General features: G+C 57.7%; 10 protein-coding genes. 3 read left to right on the forward strand and 7 right to left on the reverse strand.

Translation table 11 applies throughout. The features are described 5' to 3' along the window. Positions 1-30: 30 nt before the first annotated feature. A complete protein-coding gene (gene gcvH, locus BK659_RS17560; protein WP_123426258.1) occupies positions 31-414 on the forward strand; it encodes a glycine cleavage system protein GcvH in 384 nt (127 codons plus the stop codon). A gap of 158 nt (positions 415-572) precedes the next feature. On the opposite strand, the gene BK659_RS17565 is transcribed toward gcvH, so the two are convergent. From BK659_RS17565 to BK659_RS17575, 3 genes are all read right to left on the reverse strand, one after another. Beyond that, a complete protein-coding gene (locus BK659_RS17565) occupies positions 573-1,304 on the reverse strand; it encodes a hypothetical protein (protein ID WP_123426331.1) in 732 nt (243 codons plus the stop codon). A gap of 179 nt (positions 1,305-1,483) precedes the next feature. Further along, positions 1,484-2,173 carry a hypothetical protein gene (locus BK659_RS17570; protein WP_123426259.1) on the reverse strand — a complete coding sequence of 230 codons (690 nt, stop codon included), beginning with the start codon at positions 2,171-2,173 and terminating at the stop codon, positions 1,484-1,486. Positions 2,174-2,566: 393 nt separating this feature from the next. After that, positions 2,567-3,709 carry a DegT/DnrJ/EryC1/StrS family aminotransferase gene (locus tag BK659_RS17575; protein WP_123426260.1) on the reverse strand — a complete coding sequence of 381 codons (1,143 nt, stop codon included), beginning with the start codon at positions 3,707-3,709 and terminating at the stop codon, positions 2,567-2,569. A 153-nt stretch (positions 3,710-3,862) separates the two neighbouring features. Between BK659_RS17575 and gcvP the strand changes: the two genes are divergently transcribed. After that, positions 3,863-6,736 (forward strand): aminomethyl-transferring glycine dehydrogenase, encoded by a 2,874-nt coding sequence (gene gcvP / locus BK659_RS17580; RefSeq protein WP_123426261.1) that lies wholly within the window; start codon positions 3,863-3,865, stop codon positions 6,734-6,736. 157 nt (positions 6,737-6,893) lie between these two features. Here the strand turns inward: gcvP and BK659_RS17590 are convergent, their stop codons facing one another. The 3 genes from BK659_RS17590 to BK659_RS17600 all read right to left on the reverse strand — a co-directional run bounded on the left by BK659_RS17590 (position 6,894) and on the right by BK659_RS17600 (position 9,585). Further along, the gene (locus BK659_RS17590; RefSeq protein ID WP_123426262.1) at positions 6,894-7,226 is read right to left on the reverse strand and encodes a DUF2388 domain-containing protein; all 333 of its coding nucleotides are present in this window, start codon (positions 7,224-7,226) and stop codon (positions 6,894-6,896) included. A gap of 97 nt (positions 7,227-7,323) precedes the next feature. After that, positions 7,324-9,105: a type IV pilus assembly ATPase TfpB gene (gene tfpB / locus BK659_RS17595; protein ID WP_123426263.1), complete on the reverse strand. Its 1,782-nt coding sequence runs from the start codon at positions 9,103-9,105 to the stop codon at positions 7,324-7,326. A 141-nt stretch (positions 9,106-9,246) separates the two neighbouring features. Further along, entirely contained in the window at positions 9,247-9,585 is a 339-nt protein-coding gene (locus BK659_RS17600) for a hypothetical protein (RefSeq protein ID WP_123426264.1), read from the reverse strand. A 125-nt stretch (positions 9,586-9,710) separates the two neighbouring features. On the opposite strand from BK659_RS17600, the gene BK659_RS17605 reads away from it, so the two are divergent. Continuing rightward, positions 9,711-10,184 (forward strand): Lrp/AsnC family transcriptional regulator, encoded by a 474-nt coding sequence (locus tag BK659_RS17605; RefSeq protein ID WP_123426265.1) that lies wholly within the window; start codon positions 9,711-9,713, stop codon positions 10,182-10,184. Between the two features lie 107 nt (positions 10,185-10,291). On the opposite strand, the gene BK659_RS17610 is transcribed toward BK659_RS17605, so the two are convergent. Next, positions 10,292-11,659, reverse strand: a complete 1,368-nt coding sequence (locus BK659_RS17610; RefSeq protein ID WP_123426266.1) for a CYTH domain-containing protein — start codon at positions 11,657-11,659, stop codon at positions 10,292-10,294. Between the last annotated feature and the right edge of the window lie 51 nt (positions 11,660-11,710).

The raw sequence follows: 11,710 nt of genomic DNA on the forward strand, positions 1-11,710 counted from the left end.
CGCTGACATTTCTTCTTGAGGACACAGAACATGAGCGATATCCCTGCCAACCTGCGTTTTGCCGAAAGTCACGAATGGGCCCGTCTGGAAGCTGATGGCACAGTGACTGTGGGCATCAGTGATCACGCTCAGGAAGCACTGGGTGATGTGGTTTTCGTCGAACTGACCGAAGTCGGCAACGTATTTGGTGCAGGCGATCAGGCTGGCGTGGTCGAATCGGTCAAGGCCGCTTCCGACATCTACTCCCCGGTCGCCGGCGAAGTGATCGCGGTCAATGAAGACCTGAGCGCCAACCCTGAGCTGCTCAACACAGACCCGTACGGCGCGTGGATCTTCAAGCTCAAGCCGGCCAATGCCGCTGATCTTGAGAAGCTGCTCGACGCAGCCGGCTACAAGGCCGCTATCGGCGAGTAATGCTCGCCCCGTAGGAGCTGCCGCAGGCTGCGATCTTTGTTCAGACGATCAAGAGATCGCAGGCTCCGCCAGCTCCTACAAAAGCGGGAAAACGCCGCGTTTCCGTTATCGGGGGTGCGGCGTTTTTCGTTTAATCCCGTAGGCATACTCTAAATAGACTAGCTGCTGGTTCGACGGGCAGTTAATGCGGCTTTCATCATCGCTTCATTTACCCTGACATTTACCCTGGCGTGCAGCTCTATTACTTCTTCTGGTGTCAGGCGCATTGCCGGCGCGCCAGATACCCAGGTGCCACTGTTCGTGTAAGTGACCGTTTTGGTTTCTCCGTCGTTTACGGTGATGACATAAGCGTTGGATACACTATTGGGGATTAATGAGCCCGCCACTTGTGTCGGGCCGAACCATAACTGAAACTCGTTTTTGGGTGTCATGATGGCTGTGCCGATACTCATGCCACCTGAACAGTTCACCCAAATAGTACGGCCTGTGGAATCCAGTAATATTTCACGTGGATTGGCCGGTAGTTGATTGTAAATTGTAACGTCTCCCTGAGTACCATTGTTTTTTGCGGTGCTAAACACACCATATATATCTAATGTCGTTGTTTGGCCGGTGTTGATGGGCAGGTTTTTTCCTCCTGAGGTGAAGGTGATATCGCCTTCTTGCAATGGCGTTGTTGTAAAGTTAGCCATATAGGAGTTGTTGGTAATGTCGAATCTGTTTTGGTATTGATAAGCGGGTTGGTTTGGCGTGGCAAGTGGGGGTTTCAAAAACCAGGTGGCGGTGAAGGTGCTGTTTATTTTCTTTGCCAGATAGAGGCTGTAGTTGTTGGTCTTTTGTGCAATCAATTGAGCCTCTTCGATATAAACGATAATAGTCTGAGTGCTCACGGCTGATCTCCCATTCATCCTGTGGGTGATGTCATGGCGGAGTTCCGAATCCACCAGACCCAATATGACTACGGCCTCGGTGCTCTCAATAAAAAACCCTGTAGATCCAGGATATACAGGGTTTTCATTGACCTAAGAAACGCCTGCGTTTCACAGACGATGCTTGATCAGCCCGCTTGCTAGGCTGTTTCTTTGATCCCGACTCTGGCGTGAAGCTCCTGGACTTGTTTGGCGCTCAGGCGGTTGGCTGGCTCGCCATTCACCCAGGTGCCGCTGTTGGTATAGGTGATGACGATGCTATCCCCATCGACCAATTTCTGTTGCGTCGGGTTAGACAGGTTTTGGGCAATTAATGAGCCTGTTTCCTGAATATTGCCGAACCATAATTGATATTCACTTTTTGGTGTCAGCGTCGCGGTGCCAATGTTCATGCCGCTCTGACGGTTTACCCAGATATTTTTTCCCGCAGCATCCAGTAAGATTTCATGTGGGTTGGCTTGTAGTTGGTTGATGATGACAACATCCGATGGCTTGGCATCCTTATTTGCCGGCGGTGAAAATATGCCGTTTACATCCAGTACGGTTGACTGACCTGTGCTGATTGCCCGGTTTTTCCCGCCGGAGGTAAAGGTGACATTGCCGGTGGTTACGGGGTCGTTTGTATAGTTGACCATGAACGACGGAGTCGTAATGTCAAATGTGTTTTTGTATTGATAACTAGGGTTGCCGACACTGGCTACGGGGCCTTTCGATTGCCAGATAACGGTGAAGTCGTTGTTTACCTTTTTTGCCAGATAGAGGCTGTAGTTGTTATCTTTTTGTGCTTTCAATTGTTCTTCTTCAATAAACAAAATTATTTGTTGGCTCATTTTTTTGAACTCCATTTCGAAGAGGTTGAAGCATCAGTAGTTGTTGTTGGCTGTGCAGTGGCTTTTCGTCGCCGCTGCTCAGTCCTCAGTAAACATAGCATGCAGATTTTCGGCCTATAGACTCATTGGCTATTGCGGCGTTTTATCTATCGCGATTGATTTTTTCAGAAATGGAGTGCGTTGATTAGCGCTGATTAATCACATGTTTGCGGATGAAGTTAGAATGAGCATCCGTTGGGTGTCTGGTTATTGGCGCAAAGAGTTGATCGATTGGCTATGTATATATAGCCATTCGTAAGTGTATCTATAGCCGGAATAAAAAACGCCCAATGCAATGCATTGGGCGTTTTAAATGTTGCAAGTGTCAGCCTGTTCAAAGGCTGGCCAGGTGACTCAGGCGTTTTGCAACACAGCTTTCACCGCTGCAACCGAACGCTCGACATCGCTTTTGCTCATGGCCGTGAACATCGGCAGCGAGACGATCAGGCGGCCGACACGTTCGGACACCGGGAACATGCCTTCCTTGAAACCGCGTTCGCGGTAAAGGCTCAGCAGGTGGATAGGCGGGTAGTGGTAGCCGATGCCGACGCCCAGTTCCTGCATTTGCTCCATGAAGGTCGCGCGGGCCGGTTTGCCGTCCTTGCGCTCTGGCAGCACCAGTTGGAACAGGTGCCAGTTGCTGTTGGTGAAGTCTGCCGGTGGCAGCTGTGCACCGTATTTGGCCTCGAAATCGCTGCCGAAACAGGCGAAGTAATGCTTGGCCAGTTCGCGGCGGTGAGCGGTGATGGCGTCAATGTGCGCGAATTGGCCCAGGCCAATGGCCGCTGCCACGTCGGTCATGTTGAATTTGCCACCCAGCACGTCGACGTCCAGGCCGTCGAAGCCGGTGCGGGTCACGCCTTGCAGGCGATATTTCTCGGCCAGCCGCACTTCTTCAGCGTTGTTCAACACCAGGCAGCCACCCTCCGAGGAGGTGACGTTCTTGTTCGCCTGGAAGCTGAACGACACGAAGTCGCCCGTAGCGCCGATGCGCTGACCATTCCAGCTCGAACCCAGCGCCTGGGCGGCGTCTTCGACAATCCGCAGGCCATGTTTCTTGGCGATTGCGTACAGGCGGCTCATGTCCACCGGCAAACCGGCGAGGTACACCGGGATGATTGCCTTGGTGCGCGGGGTAATGGCCGCTTCGAGCTGGTCCAGGTCGATGTTGCGGGTGATCGGGTCGATGTCGGCGAACACCGGAGTGGCGCCTACTTCGAGAATCACGTTGGCCGTGGCGACCCAGGAAATCGGCGTGGTGATGACTTCGTCACCGGCACCGATCCCGGCGATGCGCAGGGCGATCTCCATGGTGCAGGTCCCGGAGTTGAACGTGCGCACCGGGCGGCCGCCAAAAAACTCCGAGAGCTGGGCTTCGAACGCCTGAACCTTGGGTCCGCTGGTGATCCAGCCGGAGCGCAAGACATCGCCGACAGAGGCAATTGTGGCTTCATCGATAGTAGGTTTGGAAAATGGCAGAAAAGGCAATTGGCTCATGTCGATCAGTGCACCCGATTGGCTGACGGTAGTTATATGCGCTGCACATGATGAGCCTGATTGAGCAAAGACGCCATGCCGTCCGCGCAGGGGAGCTATGCTGCTTTGATCGAGTTGCATCGACGCTGAGCGCCATTCAAGAGAGAGCCCGTCATGTCCCAGTTGCCATCCTTGAGTCAGTTACGAGACCCGAATGCCTTCCTGCGGCGCCACTTGGGGCCGGACACCGCCGAGCAGCAGGCGATGCTCGACAGCCTCGGGCTCGGCAGCCGTGTCGAGCTGATCGAGCAGACGGTGCCGCCGGGAATTCGCCTCAACCGCGCACTGGACTTGCCGCCAGCGCTCGATGAAGAGGCGGCGCTGGCAAAACTGCGCGGCTATGCCGAACAGAATCAAGTCTGGACCAGCCTGATCGGCATGGGTTACCACGGCACCCTTCTACCCGCGGTGATCTTGCGCAACGTGCTGGAAAATCCCGGTTGGTACACCGCTTACACCCCGTATCAGCCGGAGATTGCTCAGGGCCGACTCGAAGCGCTGCTCAATTTCCAGCAATTGACCATCGACCTTACAGGCCTGGAACTGGCCAACGCCTCGTTGCTCGACGAAGCCACGGCTGCGGCCGAAGCCATGGCGCTGGCCAAGCGTGTCGCGAAGTCGAAAAGCAATCTGTTCTTCGTCGACGAAAACTGCCACCCGCAAACCATTTCCGTGGTGCAGACCCGCGCCGAGGGTTTTGGCTTCGAGCTGATCGTCGACGCTGTGGATAACTTGAAACAGCATCAGGTATTTGGCGCACTGCTGCAGTACCCCGATACCCACGGTGAGATCCGCGACCTGCGCCCGCTGATTGACCACTTGCACGCGCAACAGGCGCTGGCCTGCGTTGCGACTGATCTGCTGAGCCTGTTGTTGCTGACGCCGCCGGGTGAACAGGGCGCTGATGTGGTGTTTGGATCGTCCCAGCGCTTTGGCGTGCCGATGGGTTATGGCGGCCCTCACGCAGCGTTCTTCGCCAGCCGCGATGAATACAAACGGGCGATTCCCGGGCGGATCATCGGTGTGTCGAAAGATGCTCGCGGCAACGTCGCGCTGCGTATGGCCCTGCAAACCCGCGAGCAACACATCCGCCGCGAGAAGGCCAACTCGAACATCTGTACGGCTCAGGTATTGCTGGCCAACATCGCCAGTTTTTACGCGGTCTACCATGGCCCGCAGGGGCTCAAACGGATTGCTCAACGAGTGCATCGGCTGACCTGCATCCTTGCTGCCGGGCTTGAGCGCAACGGCATTGCCCGGCTCAACCAGCACTTCTTCGACACCCTGACCCTGGAGGTCGGCGGCCGTCAGACCGCAATCATCGAAAGCGCCAAAGCGGCACAGATCAACCTGCGGATTCTTGGGCGCGGGCAGCTCGGATTGAGTCTCGACGAGAGCTGCGATGAAGGCACCGTGGCGAAGCTGTTCGATGTGTTCCTCGGTGCCGATCATGGGCTGGATGTTGCCGGACTGGATGGCGAAGCGCTGATCCCGGGCATTCCCGATGGCTTGTTGCGGGCCACGTCGTATCTGCGCCACCCGGTGTTCAACGCCCACCACAGCGAAACCGAGATGCTGCGCTACCTCAAGCAACTGGAGAACAAGGACCTGGCGCTCAACCAGTCGATGATCCCGTTGGGCTCCTGCACCATGAAACTCAACGCCAGCAGCGAAATGATCCCGATCACCTGGCCAGCATTCGCCAATCTGCACCCGTTTGCACCGAAGGAACAGGCGGTGGGCTATTCGCTGATGATCAGCGAACTGGAGAGCTGGCTCTGCGCGATCACCGGTTTTGATGCGATCTGCATGCAACCCAACTCCGGCGCCCAAGGTGAATATGCCGGGTTGCTGGCGATCCGCAAATACCACGAAAGCCGTCAGCAAGGCGCGCGCGACATCTGCCTTATTCCCGCGTCGGCCCATGGCACCAACCCGGCCTCGGCGCAGATGGCCGGGATGCGGGTGGTGATCGTCGACTGCGACGATGCCGGTAACGTCGACCTCGATGACCTGAAAGCCAAAGCGACGGCTGCCGGCGACAAACTCTCCTGCCTGATGGCCACTTACCCTTCGACTCATGGGGTGTACGAGGAAGGCATCAGCGAAATCTGCGAAGTTATCCACAGTCATGGCGGCCAGGTGTACATGGACGGTGCCAACCTCAATGCGCAGGTCGGGCTGGCCCGGCCGGCGGATATCGGCGCCGATGTTTCCCATATGAACCTGCACAAGACCTTCTGCATTCCCCATGGCGGAGGCGGGCCGGGGATGGGGCCGATTGGCGTGCGGGCGCACTTGGCGCCGTTCGTGGCCAATCACCCGGTGGTGCCGATCGACGGACCTGATCCACACAATGGTGCGGTCAGCGCGGCGCCTTGGGGCAGTGCGAGCATTTTGCCGATCAGCTGGATGTACATCGCGATGATGGGGCCGCAACTGGCCGATGCCAGCGAAGTGGCGATTCTCTCGGCCAACTACCTGGCGAAACACTTGTCCGGTGCCTTCCCGGTGCTCTACACCGGGCGCAACGAGCGGGTGGCGCACGAGTGCATCCTCGACCTGCGCCCGCTCAAGGCGCAGACCGGTATCAGCGAAGAGGACGTCGCCAAGCGGCTGATGGATTACGGTTTCCATGCGCCGACCATGTCTTTCCCGGTGCCGGGAACATTGATGGTCGAGCCTACTGAAAGCGAGTCCAAGGCTGAGCTGGATCGCTTTATCAGCGCGATGCTGAGTATTCGCGCAGAAATTGCCGAGGTGCAGAATGGCAATTGGTCTGCCGAGGACAACCCGCTGAAACGCTCGCCTCATACCTTGGCGGACATTATCGGCGTCTGGGATCGGTCCTACAGCATTGAGCAAGCGGTGACCCCGGATACGCACACCAGGCTGCATAAATACTGGCCGGCGGTGAATCGCGTGGACAACGTTTACGGAGATCGCAACCTGTTCTGTGCCTGCGTGCCGGTGGATGAATACCGCTGAAATGCACGGGTTTGATGAGGCGCAAATCAAATGTGGGAAATGTGGGAGCGAGCTTGCTCGCGATGACGGTGTAACAGTCAGCAAAAATGTTGAATGTTATGGCCCCTTCGCGAGCAAGCTCGCTCCCACAATGGATCGCATTTTTACAGCAACAAAATTATTCCGGGGCGACCGCGTTCTTGGCCAAAATTGCGTTGGCCAACTCCATGTCGGTAGCCTTCAAACCTGGGTTGTCCGCACGGACTTTCTGCATTGCAGATTCCAGGTACGGACCGCGGATATTGCCGTCACTGGCTACGAAACTGCTGGCGTCGTCCTGAGCGGCAACGACCAGCTTGTGATCCCTGGAGGTCAGGTAGGTGGACGCGGTGGTCGCACCTGAGGAAATAACTTCTTGCAAGATGCCATCATGATCATGATCGCGAGCCATTGCTGAACCTACAGACAGGGACAGCAAGGCAAGCGTAGCGGCAGCAAGTTTAAAACGCATTATGGGTGACTCCAGTGGGATTTCTGGCAGGTTGGATTGCCAATACCCCAAACGAGTTCCGTAGCGTTCATCGGCGTGTTCGACCAGGATACCGCCCCTATTTCTGCTCACTCTGCGGCGTCACTCGCAGCACCTCTTCAATCGTCGTCAGCCCCGCCGCCACTTTTTGCGCACCCGACAGCCGCAGGCTGCGCATGCCTTCCTTGAATGCCTGGCGACGGACTGCGAGCAGGTCGGTGTCGGGGTTGATCAAGGCTTTGACGCCGTCGGTCATTTGCATGATTTCATAGACCCCGGCACGTCCGCGATAGCCGGTGTCGCGGCATTCCAGGCAGCCAATGGCGCGCTGGGCGTTGCTTGGCAGCGGTGCTTGCCAGGGGCGGGTCAAGGTTTGCCAGTCGTCTTCGCCCAAGGTCAGCGGCGCCTTGCAATGCGGGCATAAAGTGCGGACCAGCCGCTGCGCCATGACCCCCAGCACGGTCGCTTTGATCAGGTAATGCGGCACGCCGAGTTCCAGTAAGCGGCTGATGGCGCTCGGCGCGTCGTTGGTGTGCAGGGTCGACAGCACCAGGTGTCCGGTGAGTGCTGCCTGAATGGCCATTTCGGCGGTTTCGAGGTCGCGGATCTCGCCGATCATGATGATGTCCGGGTCCTGTCGCATCAGTGCGCGCACGCCGCTGGCAAAGGTCAGGTCGATGTTGTGCTGGACCTGCATCTGATTGAACGCCGGCTCGACCATCTCGATCGGGTCTTCGATGGTGCAGAGGTTGACCTCTGGCGTCGCGAGTTTTTTCAGCGTGGTGTAGAGCGTGGTGGTCTTGCCCGAACCGGTCGGCCCGGTGACCAGAATGATGCCGTTGGGTTGACGGGTCATGTCCTGCCAGCGGCGCAGGTCATCGGCAGAAAATCCGAGCTGGTCGAAGTCCTTGAGCAGCACTTCCGGATCGAAGATTCGCATGACCATTTTTTCGCCGAACGCAGTGGGTAGCGTCGACAGCCGCAACTCCACTTCGCCGCCATCCGGCGTCTTGGTCTTGACCCGGCCATCCTGGGGTTTGCGCTTTTCCGCGACGTTCATTCGCCCCAGGCTTTTCAGGCGGCTGACAATCGCCATGGTCACCTGCGGTGGAAATTGATAGACGTTGTGCAACACGCCATCGATGCGAAAACGCACGGTGCCTTGCTCGCGTCGCGGTTCGATGTGGATATCACTGGCGCGCTGCTGGAAGGCATATTGGAACAGCCAGTCGACGATGTTGACGATGTGCGCATCGTTGGCATCCGGCTCCTGATCGCTGGCGCCGAGGTTGAGCAGTTGTTCGAAGTTGCCCAGGGTGTTCATCTGCTGATCGGTGTTGGTCGCGCCACTGACCGATTTGGCCAGGCGGAAGAACTCCACACTGAAGCGCTGGATGTCCGCCGGGTTGGCCACTACCCGTTTGATCGGCAGCTGTAGAACGTGGGTCAGGTCAGCTTCCCAGCTGCGCACATAAGGCTGCGCACTGGCGACGGTGACGGCGTCGCGGTCGATCGATACGGCGAGGATCTTGTGGCGCTGGGCAAAGGCGTAGGACATCAGTGGGGTAATTTGCGCGACGTTTATTTTCAGCGGGTCGATGCGCAAATAAGGCTGACCGGCCTGTTGCGAGAGCCACAGGGTCAGGCTTTCCAGATCCAGGCGTTTGCCGGGGCGACTGAGGTCGTCGAGGTGTTGGCTGGCGAGAAACTCCAGCGGGTGCAACTGGCTGTTGCTGGTATTACGGCGGGTGGTCAGCGCGTGCTCGGCCGAGTCCTGGCTGATGAAGCCTTGGGCGACCAGTTCGCGCAGCAGGTCATTGAGATCCAGCCAGCGATCCTGAGTGGCGAGTTGAACGGACATCCGGGCTCCTTATGGAAACGATCCTGCAACGAGCGGTTTAGACAGGTGCGTCTCTGACCACAGATGCCAAGAATAGTCCCCACAAGGGCCGATCGTTTGGTCGTTGCCCGATTGATCGTTGCGAGTTTTTGCAGTGGTGCTTCAGCCGGTGGCCTGTGCAGGCTGAACCCGTTGCGAATCAGCCGTTTGCAGTTCCACCGAGCACACGCTGATCAGGTTACGTAATTTTTCCGCGATGACCTGAGCGCGGTGCCAGCTCAGGGCGTCCATGACGATATCGATCGACAGCAGGTCGTCCTGGCGCAGTACGTTGACGTGCTGCGGCACCAGAAACTGCAACGCAAACAGATTGAGCGTCCGGCACAACACGTCCGGCTCGGCCTCGGCCAGCAGTTGGTAGTGCACGCGGCAATGGGCATTGCTGATATTCCACACATCGGTGCGGGTGGGGGTGTTGCTGACGGCTTCGAGCGGGGGCATGGTCGGTCTCCAAATCACTGGAGAAATTTTTACATTCGGTGCCGGGTATTTCTTATCTATGATGGGGATAATTGGCGATAAATAGAATTGTTTAATTCTCAGTTGATGTCTTTACGGGTTTTTCTATGCATAGCGAACTTGACGCGTATGACCGACGGATTCTGGCGCTGCTGCAAGAGGACGCCTCGCTTTCCAGTGCGCAGATTGCCGAGCAGGTCGGGTTATCGCAGTCGCCGTGCTGGCGGCGCATTCAGCGGATGAAAGAGGAGGGCGTGATTCGCGGGCAGGTGACCTTGCTCGATCGCAAGAAAATCGGCCTCAACACGCAGATCTTCGCCGAGATCAAGCTCAACGCCCACGGGCGTTCGAACTTCACCGAGTTCACCGAGGCGATTCGCGGTTTTCCGGAAGTGCTGGAGTGTTATGTGCTGATGGGCGCGGTGGATTTTTTGTTGCGAATCGTCACGGCAGACATCGAAGCCTATGAGCGCTTCTTCTTCGAGAAGCTATCGATGGTGCCGGGGATTCAGGAGGTCAACTCGATCGTGGCCTTGTCGGAAATCAAGTCCACGACGAGTTTGCCGGTGTTGCGGGGGTAGGGTTTTGCAGTGAATGTGCGGGCCTCATCGCGAGCAAGCTCGCTCCCACAATGATCCGCGTCGTGCATAGATCCAGTGTGGGAGCGAGCTTGCTCGCGATGGCGGTCTTACATACGCAGCAACATCTTCCACGCGCGATTCTGATACACCGCAATCGCCTGCTGCTTGCGTGCATCCAGCACTTCGTCGGTGATCGGCTCGTTGGCCAGTTGCGCGAGTTTGTTCAGCTCACCGTACAGACGATCCATTTCCGGGATGTCCAGCACGTTGCGGGCATGGTGCAGCCAGGCCTGGATGCGTTCGATACGCGGCAGTTGCTCGGCCAGGTCTTCGGGCTGTTGCTGATAACGCTGCAACTGCAGGGACGTAGCTTCTTCACCCAGCAGGCGCGGCAGCCAGCTGCCCAGTTGCGCAGCGCCCTGGCGATTGCCGCGGGTGTTGCGATCGGCAGCCCAGGTACGGGCCAGCAACCAGCGCGAGGTGTTCAGGGAGAACAGGCCCCAGCGCGGGTCTTGCAGCTCTTCGAGGAATTGCTCCGGCGCGGCTTTGCGCACGTCTTCGTCGTCCAGACCGGCGTGTACCAGCGGGCGCCAGTCTTCGAGCAAGGCATCCAGCGCAAGACGCAGATCGTGAGTCGACTGACGTGGTGCGGCTTGACCCAAGCTGCTGAGCAGCGCGCGTAATTCAGCCAGGCTTTCGACCCAGTCCTGCAACAGGCGCCAGTGGCCGTTGAAACGGTATTGTTCGGCCAGACGCTGGCTGCTGCCCAGCAAGTGCCAGCTCAGCGCGGCGAAGGCGTCGTCCAGCGGCGTTTCGGTGGTGATCTGCGGTGCCGGCAGGCTCAACGAGTAGCTGTTGGCGTCGAACAAGCGGTAGCCGCGCTCGGCCTTACTGATGTCGCACGGCATCAGTGCGAGGGTCGCGGCCAGCTCGGCGGCCAGTTCCAGCAATGCCGCCGGCTCGCCTTCGCGCAGTTCCAGTTCCAGCTCGCAGATTTCTTCTTTCTGTTTGCCGGCAATCACGTGGCCCAGGTCCAGCGCGGCTTCGATGACCACTTTGGTCTTGCCACGGCCCCAGGCGATTTCCGCACGTTCGCGTACGAAATCAGTGGTGAAGATCGCCTTCAGGGTTTTCTTGTCCAGCTCGGCCAGTTCCTCAGGCCAGCATTCGCCGTCGAGTTTCTTCACGTCGAGCTTGGCTTTGGGCAGGTTCCAGTCGTATTCATGACGCTCGGACAGACCGGCGACGCTATGGCCACGGGTCTTGAGCGTTTGAATTACTTCTTCTCCATCGCGGCGCAGGCGCAGGGCGACCTTGGCGCGGGCCAGGTCACGCTCTGGCGTGTCGAAGTACTGGTTCATCAACTCACGGCGTTCCCAGCCACTTTTGTTGCGTTTTTTCAGTAACGGGTGCTCGCGCAGGGCGGCGAGGGTTTCGCGGCTGACGCGGAGTTTGATTTCGGTTTCTTTCTGCATGGCCGGAAAATCCAGGATCGGGAGCGCAGCCGGGGGAATGTGTGGCTGCCA

The organism is Pseudomonas brassicacearum, from assembly GCF_003732225.1.
Classification (GTDB): domain Bacteria; phylum Pseudomonadota; class Gammaproteobacteria; order Pseudomonadales; family Pseudomonadaceae; genus Aquipseudomonas; species Aquipseudomonas brassicacearum_E.

Coding starts and splice junctions, on each gene's coding strand:
- BK659_RS17570 (WP_123426259.1), bottom strand. CDS start 2,173: ATGAGCCAACAAATAATTTTGTTTATTGAAGAAGAACAATTGAAAGCA.
- BK659_RS17575 (WP_123426260.1), bottom strand. CDS start 3,709: ATGAGCCAATTGCCTTTTCTGCCATTTTCCAAACCTACTATCGATGAA.
- BK659_RS17600 (WP_123426264.1), bottom strand. CDS start 9,585: ATGCCCCCGCTCGAAGCCGTCAGCAACACCCCCACCCGCACCGATGTG.
- gcvP (WP_123426261.1), top strand. CDS start 3,863: ATGTCCCAGTTGCCATCCTTGAGTCAGTTACGAGACCCGAATGCCTTC.
- BK659_RS17605 (WP_123426265.1), top strand. CDS start 9,711: ATGCATAGCGAACTTGACGCGTATGACCGACGGATTCTGGCGCTGCTG.
- BK659_RS17590 (WP_123426262.1), bottom strand. CDS start 7,226: ATGCGTTTTAAACTTGCTGCCGCTACGCTTGCCTTGCTGTCCCTGTCT.
- gcvH (WP_123426258.1), top strand. CDS start 31: ATGAGCGATATCCCTGCCAACCTGCGTTTTGCCGAAAGTCACGAATGG.
- BK659_RS17610 (WP_123426266.1), bottom strand. CDS start 11,659: ATGCAGAAAGAAACCGAAATCAAACTCCGCGTCAGCCGCGAAACCCTC.
- tfpB (WP_123426263.1), bottom strand. CDS start 9,105: ATGTCCGTTCAACTCGCCACTCAGGATCGCTGGCTGGATCTCAATGAC.